The 16,344-nt window shown below is 65.5% G+C and carries 15 protein-coding genes; 9 read left to right on the plus strand and 6 right to left on the minus strand.

Going from position 1 to position 16,344, the window contains the following annotated elements; translation table 11 throughout:
• Positions 1-63: 63 nt before the first annotated feature.
• On the plus strand, positions 64-573 hold the full coding sequence (fae, locus tag VSR68_RS04595; RefSeq protein ID WP_342938657.1) for a formaldehyde-activating enzyme: 510 nt from the start codon (positions 64-66) through the stop codon (positions 571-573).
• A 135-nt stretch (positions 574-708) separates the two neighbouring features.
• Positions 709-1,125, plus strand: a complete 417-nt coding sequence (locus VSR68_RS04600) for a hypothetical protein (RefSeq protein ID WP_342938658.1) — start codon at positions 709-711, stop codon at positions 1,123-1,125.
• Positions 1,126-1,237: 112 nt separating this feature from the next.
• Here VSR68_RS04600 and VSR68_RS04605 read toward each other — a convergent pair whose 3' ends face one another.
• The gene (locus tag VSR68_RS04605) at positions 1,238-1,723 is read right to left on the minus strand and encodes a dihydroneopterin aldolase (protein WP_342938659.1); all 486 of its coding nucleotides are present in this window, start codon (positions 1,721-1,723) and stop codon (positions 1,238-1,240) included.
• Between the two features lie 356 nt (positions 1,724-2,079).
• Between VSR68_RS04605 and VSR68_RS04610 the strand changes: the two genes are divergently transcribed.
• The 3 genes from VSR68_RS04610 to VSR68_RS04620 are packed head-to-tail and all read left to right on the plus strand — an operon-like array spanning position 2,080 to position 6,222.
• Positions 2,080-4,224, plus strand: coding sequence for a sigma-54-dependent Fis family transcriptional regulator (locus VSR68_RS04610; protein WP_342938660.1), 2,145 nt, complete (start codon positions 2,080-2,082; stop codon positions 4,222-4,224).
• A gap of 31 nt (positions 4,225-4,255) precedes the next feature.
• On the plus strand, positions 4,256-4,855 hold the full coding sequence (locus VSR68_RS04615) for a flavoprotein (protein WP_152762993.1): 600 nt from the start codon (positions 4,256-4,258) through the stop codon (positions 4,853-4,855).
• A complete protein-coding gene (locus VSR68_RS04620) occupies positions 4,834-6,222 on the plus strand; it encodes a DUF6513 domain-containing protein (RefSeq protein WP_342938661.1) in 1,389 nt (462 codons plus the stop codon). Before VSR68_RS04615 ends, VSR68_RS04620 begins: the two co-directional genes overlap by 22 nt.
• A gap of 161 nt (positions 6,223-6,383) precedes the next feature.
• Here the strand turns inward: VSR68_RS04620 and VSR68_RS04625 are convergent, their stop codons facing one another.
• Positions 6,384-7,256: a phosphoribulokinase gene (locus VSR68_RS04625; protein WP_342938662.1), complete on the minus strand. Its 873-nt coding sequence runs from the start codon at positions 7,254-7,256 to the stop codon at positions 6,384-6,386.
• A 203-nt stretch (positions 7,257-7,459) separates the two neighbouring features.
• Positions 7,460-8,560, minus strand: coding sequence for a class 1 fructose-bisphosphatase (locus tag VSR68_RS04630; RefSeq protein WP_342938663.1), 1,101 nt, complete (start codon positions 8,558-8,560; stop codon positions 7,460-7,462).
• A gap of 1,098 nt (positions 8,561-9,658) precedes the next feature.
• On the opposite strand from VSR68_RS04630, the gene pqqA reads away from it, so the two are divergent.
• The 3 genes from pqqA (at position 9,659) to VSR68_RS04645 (ending at position 12,238) form a co-directional block, all read left to right on the plus strand.
• Positions 9,659-9,733, plus strand: coding sequence for a pyrroloquinoline quinone precursor peptide PqqA (pqqA, locus tag VSR68_RS04635; RefSeq protein ID WP_082426903.1), 75 nt, complete (start codon positions 9,659-9,661; stop codon positions 9,731-9,733).
• Positions 9,734-10,720: 987 nt separating this feature from the next.
• The gene (locus VSR68_RS04640; protein WP_342938664.1) at positions 10,721-11,338 is read left to right on the plus strand and encodes a DUF447 domain-containing protein; all 618 of its coding nucleotides are present in this window, start codon (positions 10,721-10,723) and stop codon (positions 11,336-11,338) included.
• Positions 11,339-11,539: 201 nt separating this feature from the next.
• Positions 11,540-12,238, plus strand: coding sequence for a (5-formylfuran-3-yl)methyl phosphate synthase (locus VSR68_RS04645; protein ID WP_342938665.1), 699 nt, complete (start codon positions 11,540-11,542; stop codon positions 12,236-12,238).
• 67 nt (positions 12,239-12,305) lie between these two features.
• On the opposite strand, the gene VSR68_RS04650 is transcribed toward VSR68_RS04645, so the two are convergent.
• From VSR68_RS04650 to VSR68_RS04660, 3 genes are all read right to left on the minus strand, one after another.
• Complete coding sequence (locus tag VSR68_RS04650) at positions 12,306-12,896, minus strand: aspartate kinase (protein ID WP_087736475.1); 591 nt, start codon at positions 12,894-12,896, stop codon at positions 12,306-12,308.
• 294 nt (positions 12,897-13,190) lie between these two features.
• On the minus strand, positions 13,191-14,300 hold the full coding sequence (locus VSR68_RS04655) for a hydantoinase/oxoprolinase family protein (RefSeq protein ID WP_342938666.1): 1,110 nt from the start codon (positions 14,298-14,300) through the stop codon (positions 13,191-13,193).
• Positions 14,297-15,352, minus strand: coding sequence for an ATP-grasp domain-containing protein (locus tag VSR68_RS04660; protein ID WP_342938667.1), 1,056 nt, complete (start codon positions 15,350-15,352; stop codon positions 14,297-14,299). Before VSR68_RS04660 ends, VSR68_RS04655 begins: the two co-directional genes overlap by 4 nt.
• A gap of 16 nt (positions 15,353-15,368) precedes the next feature.
• On the opposite strand from VSR68_RS04660, the gene VSR68_RS04665 reads away from it, so the two are divergent.
• Positions 15,369-16,175, plus strand: a complete 807-nt coding sequence (locus VSR68_RS04665) for a HisA/HisF-related TIM barrel protein (protein ID WP_342938668.1) — start codon at positions 15,369-15,371, stop codon at positions 16,173-16,175.
• Positions 16,176-16,344 lie beyond the last annotated feature (169 nt).

Genomic DNA, 16,344 nt, shown 5'->3' on the forward strand with positions numbered 1-16,344 from the left:
GGCGGGCTCCACGCGTCGCGAGTTCGTCCCACGTCGACAGATCCCAATCATTGGAGGAACAGCATGGCCAAGATCAACCGCGTCATGGTAGGCGAGTCGCTTATCGGCGAAGGCAACGAAGTGGCCCACATCGATTTGCTGATCGGGCCGAGAGGCTCCGCCGCCGAGTCGGCTTTCTGCCACGCGCTCACCAACAACAAGGACGGCTTCACTTCGCTGCTCGCCGTCGTCGCGCCAAACCTGATGACGAAGCCCAATACCGTGTTGTTCAACAAGGTGACGATCAAGGGCGCCAAGCAGGCGGTGCAGATGTTCGGCCCGGCGCAGCATGCCGTGGCGCTCGCCGTTGCGGATTGCGTCGAAGACGGCACGATCCCGAAGGACGAAGCCGATGACCTGTTCATCTGCGTCGGCGTCTTCATCCACTGGGAAGCCGACGACGACAAGAAGATCCAGGAGTTCAACTACAAGGCGACGCGCGAAGCGCTCCAGCGCGCGGTAGCAGGCGAACCGAACGCCGCCGAAGTCGTCGCGAAGAAGTCGAGCGCCGCGCACCCGTTCGCGCCGAACTAACGCGCGTTGAAGCACAGTCCGGATAGTGACAGGCGTGTTGCGTGCGCGAGGCGCGGCAGGACGGAAGCGTTCTGCGGCGCCTCGCGCCGCGCGCTAATATCGATGTATGCAGAACGCTCAAGCAGAGGCTTCGACATGACCTCATGTTGTCGCGCGGGCATCGCGGTCGCGGCGCTCGCGTGTGTTTCGCTCATCGCGCCACTCGCGTCGGCGGCCGGTTCCGCCGGCGGCGGCGCGCCACCTGCCAAAGGCTACGACTACCCGACGCAAGGCCGCGTCGAATACGTGCTCGGCTGCATGGACGACAACGGCCACGATTTCGCCAACGTCTACAAGTGCTCGTGCGCGATCGACAAGATCGCGGCCGCGCTCCCCTATGACGAATACGTCGAGCAGATGACCTTCTCGAAGTACGCGTCGCTCGGCGGCGAAGGCGGCAACGAATTCCGCGTCGACCGTGCGCGCGCGCAGACCAAAAAGTATCGCGCGTTGCAGGAAGAGGCCTATCAGTCATGCGGGCTCGCGAAGCCCTCGCCTTCCGCATCGAAGTGATGCGTGCGCGGTGAAACCCGCGCAGCGGCCGATCGAGACGGGCAACGCGTAGTGGTGCAGTTGCGCAGTTGACGACCCGCCGACACCGGCGGGCATAACGCGTGCGTGCGTATTATGCGTGGCCGTCGCCGCGCCGCCGTTCGATGATCACGCCGACGGCGGCGACGTCGTCGAACTTCGCGGGCTTGCACAGCTTCACGCGTACCCAGTGCGCGCCGAATCTAGCGATCAGCAGTTGCGCGATCCGCTCGGCCAGCGCCTCCAGCAACTGGACTTTGTGCGTTGCAAGAAGCGTGTGCAGTTCCGCGCGCACGGCGGCGTAATTGACCGTATCGCCGATCTGATCCGTCTCGCACGCGCGCAGCGACGGCACGCCGATCGACAGATCCAGCTGGATGGGCTGCGGCTCGTGCAGTTCGTCGGTGTCGATGCCGATCACCGTCTGCGCGACGAATCCCTCGATATACACGATGTCGAGCGCGACGCGCGGCGCAGTGGCCGGTTCGGTCCGCTCGGCGGGCGCGGGCATCGGGCGCGCGCTCGACGGCAGCACGACAGTGAAATGGAGAGGATTGCTGGCTGGATTGAAACGGTCCATGTGTGTGCTCCACCGTGGGCGCATCGTCGTTGATGAAGCCGCGCGCAGCGCCGCGGCGCGTTGCCGGGTTCCATCGGCCTCTGATGCAGGAAAACCCCGACTGGTAATGCGAAGCAAAAAGCACGCGCACTGGCCCATACTGGTACGACTATTTATTGATGTATCGCGACACGGGTTGTACAGTGATTGCTGAGTGCTGTTAAAGGCATTCAATCGACATATCAAGCGGTTCATCCACGCGCGCGACAGACGCGCGGCACATCGAAGTACACGGGGAAACACTTACATACAGCGCCGGCCGTCGCGCTTCGCATGTCGAAGCGGGTATCGAGCCGGACGCATCGGAGACGCCCCTGATGTCATCGCTCGTTGACATAGATTCGCACGTCCGGGATGTACTGAACATCGTCAACAACAAGTCTGCCACGTGTTCGATGAGCCCGTCGGTGGCGCAGTCGTGGACGCGCTGCCTCGTCGAATTCGGCCTGGACCCCGGACGTTTCGTGATGCCCCCGGTGCTCACGGAGCACGAACTGAGCATGGCCCGCGAAGCAGCGGGCGATCTGATCGCCTGCTCGAAACTGGAGATGACGACGCTCTATCAGCAGCTCGCCGATCCGGAACTGGCCGTGATTCTCGTCGATGCGAACGGCGTGATCGTCCATCAGGTTTCGTCGGTGCCGTTCGGCGAGACGGTCGCCGCCGACGGACTGCGCGCGGGGGCCGTCTGGAGCGAGCGCGAAGCGGGCACGAACGGCATGGGCACGTGCCTCACCGAGCGCGAATGCCTCGCCGTCTACCAGCACGAGCATTTCTATCCGCGCTATACGTCGCTCACCTGCTCGGCCGCGCCGATCTTCGACGAACGCGGCTCGATAGTCGGCGTGCTCGACGTGACGAGCCGCTCGAAGATGCTGCAGCAGCATTCGCTCGTGCTCGTCGGCATGTCGCGGCAGATGATCGAGAACCGGCTGATCGACTCGCGCTACCGGCGCGCGAACACGGTCCACTTCCATAGCCGTCCCGAGTTCGTCGGCACGCTGCACGCGGGCAAGCTCGCCGTCGACGACGAAGGCGTCGTGCTCGCGGCCAATCGCAGCGCGCTGTTCCAGCTCGACCTGCGCTCGCCCGACCAGCTGTGCGGCAAGCGCATCGAAGAAGCGTTCAGCGCGACGCTCGAAGACATGATCGCGCGCAGCATACGCGGCTCGTTCCATCCGATCACCGTGTATAGCGCGCATGCGAACAACCGCTTCTTCCTGATCGCGCAGACGCCGCGCGACGCAACCACGCTTGCGGGCGCGAATCACGCAACGTCGGGCATCGCACGCGGGCCCTGGAGCGACGTGTCGATCAATCGCAGTGCGCGCACGAAGAGCACGCGCGACGCACGCGACGCGAAACCCGCCGCAGCGGGACTCGACAAGCTGTCGCATCTGGAATTCGGCGATCCGCGCATGGCCGCGCAAAGCCAGCTGGCCGCGCGCGTGATCCAGCGGAAGATCCCGATCATCCTCAGAGGCCAGACGGGCACGGGCAAGGAAGTGTTCGCGAATGCGCTGCACAGCATCAGCCCGAACGCGGCGGGCAGCTTCGTCGCGGTGAACTGCGCGTCACTGCCTGAAACGCTGATCGAAAGCGAGCTGTTCGGCTATCGCGCGGGCGCGTTCACGGGCGCGCAGCGCGAAGGACGGCGCGGCAAGATCGTGCAGGCGAACAACGGCACGCTGTTCCTCGACGAGATCGGCGACATGCCGATGGCCTTGCAGGCGCGCCTGCTGCGCGTGCTGGAAGAGCACGAGGTGACGCCGCTCGGCGCGGAAACGACGATCAAGGTCGACTTCCAGCTGATCAGCGCGAGCCACCGCAATCTGCTCGATCTCGTGCAGCGCGGACTCTTCCGCGAAGACCTGTACTACCGCCTGAACGGCATCGAAATCAATCTGCCGCCGCTGTGCGAGCGCGCCGATCTGCTACCGCTCATTCATCATCTGCTGGAAAGCGAATCCGACGATCCGCCCGAACTCAGCGCCGAAGCGCGCCACGTGCTGCTCAACTACGCGTGGCCGGGCAACATCCGGCAACTGCGGCACGTGCTGCAAATGGCAATCGCGCTGTGCGACGGGCCGGACATCCGATGCGCGCATCTGCCGGCGGAGATCGTCGGCGAGATCAACGGCAACGGCCGCAACAGCAGTGGTAACAGCAGCGGCAACAACGCCGCGCATCCGCGCGCAGGGGCTCCCGCGCTCGCCGGACCGGCACACGCGCCCGCGCCGCCATTCGACGACGACACCGATCTTTCCGCGCTCAACGCAATCCAGGTCAAGGAGCGCGAAACAGTGCTCGCGATGCTCGACGAACATCGCTGGAACGTGAGCAACGTCGCGAAGACGCTGGGCATCAGCCGCAACACGTTGTACCGGAAGATGCACAGGCTGCACATCCGGCTTTCGCACGACGGCTCGCCCACTCCGACGGATGTTGCGCCCGGCGCATGAGTGGCATGTATGAGTGGCATGTGAATCGCGCATGAATGCACCGTCGCCCGCCCGCCGCCCCGGCGATTTCCGCCCCGACGCGCGCTTTGCGTGGTGCATCACGGGCTCGGGCCATATGCTCGAAGAATCGATCGACGTGGCGCTCGCGCTGCCGGGCGTCGATCTGTTTCTGTCGGCGGCCGGCGAAGAAGTGCTGCCGCTTTATGGCTGGCCCGTGCCGAAGCTGCGCGAGCACTTTCGCGTGATGCGCGACAACAGCGCGAGCAGCGTGCCCGTCGGCATGCTGTACGAGGGCTTCTATCACACCGTCGTGATCGCGCCCGCGACCAGCAACACGGTCGCCAAGTGCGCGCTCGGCATCTCCGACACGCTGCCGACCAATCTCTACGCGCAAGCGGGCAAGCAGTGCGTGCCCGGCATCGTTTTCGCATGCGACACCGAGCCGAGCGTCATCACGCAAAGCCCGCACGAGTGGGTCGAAGTGCGGCCGCGCGCGCTCGAACTGGAAAACGTCGAGCGGCTTGCGCGCATCGAGCACACGACCGTCGCGCGCTCGCTCGACGAATTGCGCGCGGCATTGAGCGAACGGCTATCGAATCTCGGGCTCGCATGGAACACATCGTCTTCCTGACAGGCAGGCTCGCCGAAAAAAGCGTCGTGCAGGTGCTGGAAGGCATGGCGAACGCGCCGTTCACGTGGGAAGTGCGCGAGATCGGCTTGCAGGTCGCCGCGCTGATGACGGCCGACATGATCCGCCGGCGCGTCGCGCTGCCGCTGCACGCCGATCGCATGATCGTGCCGGGCCGCTGCCGTGGCGACCTCGCCGCGTTGAGCGAGCACTTCGGCGTGCCCGTCGAACGCGGACCGGAAGAAGCGAAGGACTTGCCGCAGCACTTCGGGCAAGCTGCGCGCAAGTTCGATCTGTCGCGCTACTCGACGGAAGTCTTCGCGGAGATCGTCGATGCGCCCCGGCTCGACCTCGACGGCATCGCGGCGCGCGCGAAGGCGTATGCGGAGCAAGGCGCGGATGTAATCGACGTGGGCTGTCTGCCCGACACGCCGTTTCCGCATCTCGAAGACGCCGTGCGCATGCTGAAGGCGGACGGCTATCGTGTGAGTGTCGATTCGATGCTCGCCGAGGAGCTGTTGCGCGGCGGCCGCGCGGGCGCCGACTACCTGATGAGCCTGAACGCCGACACCCTATGGATCGCCGACGAAGTGAGCGCGACGCCGATCGTCGTCGGACGCGAGCCGCGCGATACGGCGTCGCTGCATCAGGCCATCGACACGATGCTCGAACGCGGCCGGCCCTTTCTCGCCGATCCCATTCTCGATCCGATTCCGTTTGGCTTTGCCGCGTCGATTGCGCGATATGTCGCGCTGCGCGAGCGATATCCGGATATCGCGATCATGCTCGGCATCGGCAATCTCACCGAACTGACCGAGGCCGACACGAGCGGCATCAACGCGGTGCTGCTGGGCATCGCGGCGGAGTTGAACGTGTCCGCCGTGCTGACGACATCCGTCAGCCTGCATGCGCGGCGCGCGGTGCGCGAGGCCGATGTCGCGCGGCGCGTGATGCATGTCGCGCACGACGCGCAGGTGCTGCCCAAAGGCATCGACCCTGCGCTTTCCGCGCTGCATGCGAAGCGGCCTTTTCCATACGATGCCGATGAAATCGCGGCATTCGCCGCGCAGGTGCGCGATCCGAATTTCCGCGTGCAGGTGACGACGGACGGCATTCATGTGTACAACCGCGAGATGCATCTCGTCGATGGCGATCCGTTCGCGCTGTATCCGCATCTGAAGCTCGAACACGACGGCGGCCACGCGTTCTATATGGGCGTGCAGACGGCGCGCGCCGAAATCGCGTGGGAGCTGGGCAAGCGTTTCGATCAGGATCAGCCGCTGGATTGGGGCTGCCAGGTCGACCGGCCGGAAGAGAATCTCGACGTGTGGTGCGGGCCGGGGACGACGAGGAAAAAGGGCGCCGACTAGCGTTGCTTGCGGCGTTGCTCGTGGCGTTGCGCTTCCTCGTGCGTGCAGGAAAAAAGGCTGACGGCCCCGCGCGGGGTACGGTCTACAGGCCGTCAGCCAACCACACAACCGAGACGCACGACCGAGACGCACGACAACACGCCCCCGCCAGCGTCACATATTCACGCCCTTGCCTGCCGGTCGCGCAACTGCAGGATCATCGGCGTGAAGATAAGCTGCATCGCCAGCCCCATCTTGCCGCCGGGCACGACGATCACATTCGGCCGCGACATGAACGAGTCGTGCAGCATCGTCAGCAGATACGGAAAATCGATGCCTTTCGGCTTCGAAAACCGGATCACGACGAAGCTCTCGTCGGGCTGTGGAATCTCCCGCGCGGTGAACGGATTCGACGTATCGACGGTCGGCACGCGCTGGAAATTGACATGCGTGCGCGAGAACTGCGGACAGATGTAGTTCACGTAATCCGGCATGCGCCGCAGGATCGTATCGACGACGGCCTCATGCGAATAACCGCGCAGCGTCTGGTCGCGATGCAGCTTCTGGATCCATTCGAGATTGATGATCGGCACGACGCCGACGAGCAGATCCGCATGCTGTGCGATGTCGACCTTGCTGGTCACGGCCGCACCATGAAGCCCTTCGTAAAACATCATGTCCGTGTCCGGCGCAATGTCCTGCCACGGCGTGAACGTTCCCGGGTCCTGCTTGTAGACGATGGCGTCCGCGTCGTCGTGAACATACCGGCGGAACTGGCCGGTACCCGACGCGCCATAGCTCGAAAACAGCTGCTCCAGTTCTTCGAGCAGATTCGCATCGGGACCGAAATGGCTGAAATTCCGGACGCCGTCCTGCTCGCTCCGCCGCAGCGCTTCGCGCATACCGAGACGGTCATACCGATGGAACGCATCCCCTTCGATGATCTGCGCATTGATCTTCTCCCTGCGAAAAATGTGCGCGAAGCTTTTCATGACGGTGGTCGTGCCCGCGCCGCTCGACCCTGTCACCGCGACGATCGGATGTCTGACTGACATGCGTTGTCTCCTGTCCCATTGCAAAGCTGCCGGCTGGAGTTGGCGCTTTAGCTGTCGGCTGGAGTTAGTGCTTCAGCACTTACTGCAGCCCCATGCAGAGCCCTTGCGCCAGCCCCATGCACAGCACTCACTCCCGTCCGATGCAGAGCTATCGATGGCAGCAAGCGCTTCAACGCATGCTGCCATCCCGTGCAGGCAACGCATCAAACCGACGCTTCCGGAAGGAACAACGAGCGCTCACGAAAAAGCGGCGACGTAAAAGGCGCGTCGATACCCAGATCGTGCTCGCGGTGATAGCGCCCGATGCGCGCCACTTCGTTCGCCGAGCCGAGTATCAGCGGCATGCGCTCATGGAACGCGCGCGGCGCGGCGTCGAGCACGCGCTCGCGTCCCGTCGTCGCCATGCCGCCCGCCTGCTCGACGAGAAAGCCGAGCGGCCTCGCGTCGTAGACGGCGGAAAGCCGCCCGCGCATCGCGGAGCGTGTCCGGTAATCGCGTGGCATCAGGAAGAGGCCGCCGCGCATCAGGATGCGATGCACTTCGGGCACCAGCGCATCGCTCCAGCGCAGGCTGAAATCGCGCTCGCGGCAGCCCGCGCGGCCCTCGCGGCACTCGCGCACGTAGCGGCGCACGGGCGGCTCCCAGAAGCGCTCGTTGGACGCGTCGACGGCGATCTCGGCCGTGTCGTCGGGAATGCGGATCGACGGATGCGTGAGCACGAACTCGTCCGTCTCGCCATCGAGCGTGAAGCCGTGCGTGCCGTCGCCGAGCGTGAAGACGAGCATCGTCGCGGGGCCGTAGATCGTGTAGCCGGCTGCCGCCTGTTCGCGGCCAGGCGGAAGGAGCGGCGCGCCATAAGGCTCGCCATTGTGTTCGCCGCCGGATTCGACATACGCGCCGTCGCGAAGCTCGCGGTTCGCCGCATCGCTGGCTTGCGACTGCACGCGCATCACCGAAAAGATCGAACCCGCCGTGCCGTTGACGTCCGCGTTCCAAGGGCAGTTGAGCGGATCGAATGCGAGCTGGTATGCGGGACTGCTCGCGTCGTTCGCGTTGCCGTTGCCCGAAGCCGCTTCGGCCCGCTTGCGCCGGCGCGCGGAGTACGCGAGCACGGCGCCGCTCGCGACGGAATCGGCGTGCGCGCTGTCGCCGAGCGTGCCGCGCGCGAGCGCGGCCGCGATCGCCTTCACCGATGCGGCGACTTCATGCAGCACCGCCTGCAACCCGGTGGGTGGCCGCGTCGACATCGAAAGCCCGGCATCGCCGCTCAGGAACCTCGTCAACGTGATGTTTGCGTGACGCATGATGCTCTCCTGCGAAGTGGTAAATCGGATTCGGTGGCGTGGCTCGCCTCGTCACCGATGGATTCGGAGAACACGCTGCTCGCGCGGATATCGGCGGCGTCAGCAGCGTCAGCGCGGCGGGGTCGGCGCTCGCGGCGCCACTTGGCGCACCCGCGAACAAACGATTGGCGTCGCGCAGGCGCGCGCGGTGATCGGGCGCGCTTCCGACGAGCCGCTGTGCGGCGATTTTCGCGGATACGCGTCCTGATGGGCGCGAGGCCGGACAGATCGCGGTCGAGTCCGTCCGGCTCGCCAGCGATGCCCGATTCGCGAAAGCGCGCGGGCAGATCGACTTGCGGATGCGCGCCCGGCGGTTGCGCTTTCGTCTGCGCTTTTGTCCGCGCTTTTGTTCGCGCTTTCGCGTGTGCCCTTGTCGGCGCTTTGGACGCGGTTTTGCGCTCCGCTTTGGAGTGTGCTTTCGGCTCCGCTTTGTCGTCTTCAACGACGGCGTTCATGACGATGTCTCCCTGTCGACCTCGGCTGGCGCATCGACGGGCGTTTGCGTCGACCAGAGTTTGGCGCTTTAGCGCGTTACTCCCGTTCGAGGCTTGCTCCCGTCTCTTGCGTTGCCCGGGTCCCATGCAAGATGGTTGCCGTATCGCGTTTTGGTTGGCGCGTCATGGAGGCAATCGGACGCTGGCGCGGTACGGCGTGCGCCGTCGTCGGCGAATAGCGCTGCGTGCGCCTTATCGGAAATGGGGGAAATGCTTGTGGGCATCGACGTCCGCGAGCCTTGCAGGTCACTGTAGGCGGCGTGCGGGATGAAGTGAATTCACGATTTTTTTCGGCAGGCTTAAGCGATCCGTTAACACGCGTGCACATAACGCAAAATGCGTCCACAATGGGATATCGGCTCATGAAACACTTTGCTGCGGTTCCGCTACAGTAAGGCGCGTAAGCTGGTTCGGGGCGCGTCACAGAGCACACTTCCCGGTGGGTTGGGTGTCTGGTACGACAGTTGCATCAGCAACATGGGCCGACGCGATCGGGTGTCCTGCACGTCACAGAGGGCGTCGGTCGCAATGGGACCGCCGTTTCCACTCGTAAAGGAGGACGACTATGCAATGGACTACCCCTGGCTACACCGATATGCGTTTCGGCTTTGAAGTCACGATGTATATCGCTACTAGATAGCCGGCCGGGGCCGGCCCGGTTTTCGGGCTGGCCCTTTTGCTTTTTTTTTGTCTGTGACGCTGTTTGGTTTTTCTGATGTCTGCGACGCTGTTTTCTTTTTGCCCTTAGCGCGGGCATCTGCGCTGCAGTTTTGTTTTGGTCTTTTTGGCTTGCCGCCGGCATCCGCGTTGCGCCTCGCGGCGCGGGCGTTGCCCCTGTGCGGGGCGGCACTTACTTTCTTTGCCGCCGCAAAGAAAGTAAGCAAAGAAAGCGGGCGGGCTCACACCGCCAATGCTTGACCTTTACCCACGGGCGCTCAACGTCCCCGTGTTTCTTGCGGCAATGTGCTCGCTCTCATTCGTTGCCCACGCTCTGGCCAAACGCCTGACCCGCTTCATGCACACATGGCACAACGAAGGGTATCGAAGATTCAGCGCCGCATGTCGGTAGTGAACGAGGCTGCAGTGTCGTACACGGCAACGCCCGCACTGGGTGTATCGCGTAGCGAAGGTTTCCTGTGCGGCGCGAATGCCTACACACAGTTCGCCGCAAGGGGGCTTGGGAATATTCGATGTCGCGCGCCGCAGTTCGGGTGCATGATGCAGGCGAGGCGTCAGATAAACACGTTGGCAACGCGCATGAGATAGCACGCTGCCGTATGAAACACGGGGACGTTGAGGGCCCGTGGGTAAAGGTCAAGCATTGGCGGTGTGAGCGGCTTTCTTTTGCCTACTTTTCTTTGCCGCTGCAAAGAAAAGTAGGTGCCGCCCCGCACAGGGGCAACGCCTGCGCCGCGAGGCGCATCGCGGATGCCGGCGCCAAGCTGTAAAGTCCCGAGCAAAAAGCATCGCAGACACAAACCGCATCGCGGATGCCGGCGGCACACTGAAATAGCGAAACGAACGCGGATGCCGGCAACAAACCATAAAGACCAAAACAAAAAGCCCTCGCAGACACAAAAGCCAAAAGGCAAACAGCGTCGCAGACAGAAAAGAGAAAACCCCTTCCATGATCCATGAAACAGTAATCACGACAGCGTCAAGCGATGGCCACCCCCACGTGGCGCCGATGGGTGTGCGCTTCGAACATGGTCTCGCGATCCTCGCCCCTTTCAGACCGTCGAAAACCCTCGACAACATCCTCGAAACCCAGGCCGCCGTCATCAACTTCACGACCGACGTGCGCGTCTTCGCAGGCTGCGTGACGGGCGCGCAGCGCGACTGGCCGACCCGCGCCGCAAGCCGCGTCGGCAGTGTGCGGCTGCAGCAATCGCTCGCGCACACCGAGCTGCTGCTCGACCATATCACCGACGATCCGCAACGCCCCGTGCTCCACATGCGCTGCGTGCACAGCGAAACGCACGCGCCGTTCGGTGGATTCAATCGCGCGCAGGCGGCCGTCGTCGAAGGCGCGATTCTGGTGAGCCGCCTCTTCATGCTGCCCGCCGACAAGATCGACCGCGAAATGGCCTATCTGCAGATCGCCATCGACAAGACAGCCGGCCCCGATGAGCTCACCGCGTGGCAATGGATCACGGCCGCCGTCGAACGCTTTCGCGCAACAGGCACCGCGTCGGAGAAGGGGAAAAGCAGCGCGCCCGCGCCGTCGCACGCCGGCACGACGTGATGCCGCCAACCGCACAACGCCGCGTACTGCCCACGCACCGCTCATGCGCTGCCCATGCACTGCCCACGCACGGCCTACGCACCGCCCATGCATCGCCCTACGCACCGCCCACGCTTCGCCTACGCACCGCCCATGCATCCCCTACGCACCGCCCACGCTTCGCGCAACCATCGCCAACGCATCGCACATCCGGAGACTTCGATGACCGCACTGCTCGCCAGCGTTCGCTCGACGGAAGAAGCACTCGACGCCGCCGCTGCCGGCGCCGATCTGATCGACCTGAAGGAGCCGCTCGACGGCGCGCTGGGCGGCGTGCGCATCGACGATCTCTGGCGAATTGCGCATGCGCTGCGCGCGCGCTACCCGGTCAAGCCGATCAGCGCGACGATCGGCGACCTGCCGTCCGATGCGCTCGATACGATAGCAGCGCGCGTCGCCGAAGTCGGCGATGCAGGCGTGGACTTCGTTAAAGTCGGCGTGACGCCGGGGCCGCATGCGCACGCGTGTCTGACGCACCTCGCCGGCCTGGACGCGACCGTGCTTCCCGTGCTGCTGTCCGACGACGGCGTCGACGCGTCGCTCGTCGACCATGCGGCGACGCTCGGCTTCGAAGGCATCGTGTTCGATACGGCGGGCAAGACGGGCCGCACGCTCTTCGATTGCATCGACGGCGCGACGCTCGCGCGCTACGTCGCGACGATACGCGCGTCAGGTGCGATGGCGTGCATCGCGGGCTCGCTCGGCTGGCCACAACTCGATCAGATTCGCGCGCTCGCGCCCGACGTCGCCGGATTTCGCACGGCGCTTTGCGAAAACGGCCGCATGTCGAGGCTCGATCCGCGACGCGTCGCGCAATGGGCGGACGCGCTGCATCACGCCGCGCCGAGCGCAGCCGCATGATGCGATGCGTATGCGCATACGCGGCGCGCCGTACCACCGCAGCGCCGACACGAACGCTCAAAGCCATTCAAACCGCCGACGCATTCAGCAGCCGCTCGCGCACCAGCGCGACATCCGTCTTGCTGAACAGCTCGACCTCGTAGTTCGCCTCTTTCACGTAGTGGACGAAGCTCGGATCGACCACGCCCTTCGACGCAAGCGTGACGAGCGGCACGCCTTCTCCGACGGGGCATGACTTCACGACCATCAGGCGCTCGGCGTTCAGCGTCGTCGACAGCCATGCGGCGAGGCTGTCGGACGTCGTGTCCCAGTTGGTCATCGAATCGGGCGTGACGCGCATCAGGCACACGGGCATCCACACGGCGACCTTGCCCTTGCGCAACGCTCGGCGGATCAGCTCCTCGTTCGTCGCGAGCACGAGATCGGGCAGGACGGCCTGCATCAGAAGCGCGTATTGCGTCATCGCGAGCAGACACATGTTGTGTGCGGCGAGATCGTCGAATTGCCATTCCTGCTGATACGCGCGCACGCTGTCCGCAAAGTCCCCGCCGCCGGGCACGATCACGACGCGCCCGCCGCCGACTTCCCAAAGCTGCGTGAGCCAGTCCCGCAGCGACGGGTCGTGACTCAGGCTTCCCCCGATCTTCACCACCCACATGTCTGTTACCTCGCTCTCGTTCGACTCCACTGCGGCATTTGCGCCGCGCTGATGGCCCCCTGCCTTGCCCACGCTGATGCTTGTCGGCGCCTTGCTATGCGCCACCCGCCCGATGCCGCGAGTCCGCACGCGGCCACGCGTGGAGCGCATTGACACGTGCCGCATGCCGCGCAGCGACATACGCCTGCGGAAACGTTCACGCAGCGCGCGCCACGTCCCGCAGCCACATACGCTCGGCGAAACACGCACGCAACGCGCGGCATATCGCGCAGCCACATACGCTCGCAGAAACGTTCACGCAACGCGCGTCGACGCTCGCCGTTGCTCGAACCCGTTCGCCATCAGCAATGCGACGGCGACACTCGGCGCGCACGTCGCGATCCATTCGTCCGCGTGCTCGGGCGTGCTCGCCGCCGTGCGCGTCAGCGTGCCGAAGTCCACGTATTCACGCGCGTCGGCGCGCGCCAGCGACGCCGCCAGAAATCTCCCGCATCCCGCGCCGACAATCGGCGCCCCTTGCAACGACGGATGCGCTTCACACACCTGCGCGAAACTCGCGCCGATCGCCTGCAACTGCGCGTCGCGCCATGCCTGCGCGAACTCGCGCCATTCGTGCGCGGACGCATCGGCGGCATCGCGGCCGATCATCCGCGCGAGCCGCGCGCAACTCGCGGCCACCGTCTTCGGACCGTTGTCCGCGCTCGCGTGCTGATCGTGCGGCGGCCATAGCTCGCCCGTCAGCCGGTAGACGTCGGCGCTCGTCGCGAACCATTCGTTCATCACGCCCGCCGTCTCGCCGCGAAACGCGATCCGGTGCGCGATGCCGCACAGCGGCGTGCGCACGACGCCGTGATACGCGAGCTCGCCTGTCGCGAGGCGCGCCGCATCGTTGGCGCCGCGCGCCGCGACGCGCCCCGCGACGACGGGCACGATATCCGTCGTCGTGCTGCCGATGTCGATCAGCACGCAATCGCGCATGCGCGTCGCGACGTATTGCGCCGTCGCGAGCCAGTTCGCCGATGCCACCGCTCGCCATTGCGCGACGCTCTGCGCGGCGTCGAGCCAACCGGAAGCGCCCGCAAAAAAGACCGTTTCGCTGCCGATGCGCGCGGCAAGCGTATCGACGATCGCGCGCACGCCGTGCTCGCGGTCCGCGAACAGGTCGACCATTTCGCCCGTCATCGTCACCGCGTGGCGCGAGCGCGCGTGAAACGCATCGGGCCAGCGCGCCGCCACATCGTCGATTGCGCGATGCAGATGTTCGAGCCCCTGCCATAGCGGACAGGCCCATTGGGCGATATCGTCGACGGCACCCGACGCATCGACGCGCGACACCTTCACGTGCGCCCCGCCGACATCCCAGCCGAAGATCGCGGCTTCGCTCGAAGCAGAGGACGCGCTCATGTTCCCGTTCCGCAAGTGGAGAACGCGTTGTTGGCAGCGGGACGCTCGCGGACATGCAGGCCGTGCGCCGCGAGCACATCGGCGGCGAGATTGCGGCCCAGCCGCGCCGACTGACCCGCATACGCGACGGTCGCGCGCGGATTCACTTCGATGACGACAGGGCCACGGCTTGCATGCCACACGACATCGATCCCGACGAATCCGCGCAGCCCCGGCACGGCGGCCGCGACCTGCTGCGCGAGCGCATCGAGCGCGCGGCCTTGCGCGCCGTTGCGGTCGATGCAGCCGATCTCCACGCCTTCGAAGCCGACCACCTGCCCCGGATGCCCCGCCACGGCCGCCGCCACGCCGATGCGCTGCCGGTTGATGCTGACGAGCGTCGCACGCGATCCATCGCGACCGTCGCCACCATCGCAGATCAGCGACACGCTCAGCGGATCGCCGTCCACCCATTCCTGAAGCACCGTATCGCGCCCCGCCGCGCAGCGCGCCGCATATTCGGCGCGCGCGCCGTCCGCATCGTCGAACACATGCGTGTCGAGGCCGCCCGCGCCGTCGTCGGGCTTGACGACCCAGCGCCGCTGCGTGCGCGCGTCGATCTGCGCGGCTTCGAGCGCCGGCGTCACGGCGATGCCGCGCGACGCAAGGCGCTGCGCTGTCGCGCGCTTGCTCGACGCGAGCGCGATCGCTTCCTTCGTGCAGCCTATCCAGCGCGCGGGGCCGACGGCATCGGCGAGATCGAGCATCAGGCCATCGCACTCGGGCGCGACGATCCACGCATAGTCGTGCTCGCGCGCCGCTCTCGCGACGAATTCGAGCATCGTTTCGCCGGGCTTCGCGCGACAATGCGCGACGCCTTCGTCGACGGTTTCGAAGCGCGAACTGGCGAAGCTCACCTGCACGCCGTCGAGCTGCCGCAGATCGCCGACAATCGCATCGCGCATCACGCGCCCTTCGACGACGAGCGCGCTCAGATCCGCGAGGCTGCTGTTGTCCGCGAACTGCCGGTCGATGCCGCCGCCGGTGAGATACTCATAAACCCAGAGCTTCATCAAGGAACGTCTCCGCATGCAGGTGATCCCGGTACTCGATCTGCTCGACGCTCACGCGGTGCGCGCGATACGCGGCGACCGCGCGAACTATCGGCCCATTCAGTCTTCCCTCTGCGCGTCGAGCGAACCGCTCGCCATCGCCCGCGCGCTGCTGGCCGCGAGCCGCGCGCATGTGCTGTACGTCGCCGACCTGGGCGCGATCATGTCGCGCGATGCCGACCCATCGACACTCGCCACGCTCGCCACGCGCCTCGCCGATCGACGCCGGCACGACCCGCAACAACCGCCGCTCGAAATCTGGCTCGACGCCGGCTATGCCGACTTCCCGTCGATGCTCGACCACTTCGCGCGCATCGCGTCCGCCATCGGCGCCACGCATGAACACGAGGCGATTGCGCGCATCGTGCCCGTGTTCGGCTCCGAATCGCTGCGCTCGCCCGATGCGTTGCGCGAAGCCGAGTCCGCCGGCTATGCGCCGATCCTGTCGCTCGATCATCGCGGCGGCCAGCTGATCGCGGCACCCGACATCGCCGATGCGCTGCGTTCGCCTTCGACATGGCCTGCGCGCGTGATCGTGATGACGCTCGATCAGGTCGGCGCCGATGCAGGCCCGGACCTCGATACGTTCGGCGCGATCCGTGCGCAAGCGGACCAGCGAGGCGAGCCAGGCCAGCAAGGCCAGCGCATGCTGATCGGCGCGGGCGGCATCCGTCATCGCGACGATCTCGATGCGGCGGCACGCAGCGGCGCCGATGTGTGGCTGATCGCGTCGGCGCTTCATGACGGCAGGCTCATCGACACACTTCCGACACGCGCACGATGAACGCGGACGCTTCGGCGTGATCGGCGAAACAATATCCATGCCACGCGGACTGCGTTGCAGCAACGGCGCGCGTCGCCTGCACATCGCGCGCCGTGGTGTCCCGAAGTGACACACTGTTGCAGCGCGGAGCACATACTGTGCTGCGCGCGCCGGGTCACGCTGAGCCGCG

The sequence above is a fragment of the Paraburkholderia phymatum genome, from assembly GCF_038900715.1.
Lineage (GTDB): Bacteria > Pseudomonadota > Gammaproteobacteria > Burkholderiales > Burkholderiaceae > Paraburkholderia > Paraburkholderia phymatum_A.

What these genes read in the sequence shown, in the direction of transcription:
- fae (WP_342938657.1), top strand. Translation starts at nt 64, where the DNA reads ATGGCCAAGATCAACCGCGTCATGGTAGGCGAGTCGCTTATCGGCGAA.
- VSR68_RS04600 (WP_342938658.1), top strand. Translation starts at nt 709, where the DNA reads ATGACCTCATGTTGTCGCGCGGGCATCGCGGTCGCGGCGCTCGCGTGT.
- VSR68_RS04605 (WP_342938659.1), bottom strand. Translation starts at nt 1,723, where the DNA reads ATGGACCGTTTCAATCCAGCCAGCAATCCTCTCCATTTCACTGTCGTG.
- VSR68_RS04610 (WP_342938660.1), top strand. Translation starts at nt 2,080, where the DNA reads ATGTCATCGCTCGTTGACATAGATTCGCACGTCCGGGATGTACTGAAC.
- VSR68_RS04615 (WP_152762993.1), top strand. Translation starts at nt 4,256, where the DNA reads ATGAATGCACCGTCGCCCGCCCGCCGCCCCGGCGATTTCCGCCCCGAC.
- VSR68_RS04620 (WP_342938661.1), top strand. Translation starts at nt 4,834, where the DNA reads ATGGAACACATCGTCTTCCTGACAGGCAGGCTCGCCGAAAAAAGCGTC.
- VSR68_RS04625 (WP_342938662.1), bottom strand. Translation starts at nt 7,256, where the DNA reads ATGTCAGTCAGACATCCGATCGTCGCGGTGACAGGGTCGAGCGGCGCG.
- VSR68_RS04630 (WP_342938663.1), bottom strand. Translation starts at nt 8,560, where the DNA reads ATGCGTCACGCAAACATCACGTTGACGAGGTTCCTGAGCGGCGATGCC.
- VSR68_RS04640 (WP_342938664.1), top strand. Translation starts at nt 10,721, where the DNA reads ATGATCCATGAAACAGTAATCACGACAGCGTCAAGCGATGGCCACCCC.
- VSR68_RS04645 (WP_342938665.1), top strand. Translation starts at nt 11,540, where the DNA reads ATGACCGCACTGCTCGCCAGCGTTCGCTCGACGGAAGAAGCACTCGAC.
- VSR68_RS04650 (WP_087736475.1), bottom strand. Translation starts at nt 12,896, where the DNA reads ATGTGGGTGGTGAAGATCGGGGGAAGCCTGAGTCACGACCCGTCGCTG.
- VSR68_RS04655 (WP_342938666.1), bottom strand. Translation starts at nt 14,300, where the DNA reads ATGAGCGCGTCCTCTGCTTCGAGCGAAGCCGCGATCTTCGGCTGGGAT.
- VSR68_RS04660 (WP_342938667.1), bottom strand. Translation starts at nt 15,352, where the DNA reads ATGAAGCTCTGGGTTTATGAGTATCTCACCGGCGGCGGCATCGACCGG.
- VSR68_RS04665 (WP_342938668.1), top strand. Translation starts at nt 15,369, where the DNA reads ATGCAGGTGATCCCGGTACTCGATCTGCTCGACGCTCACGCGGTGCGC.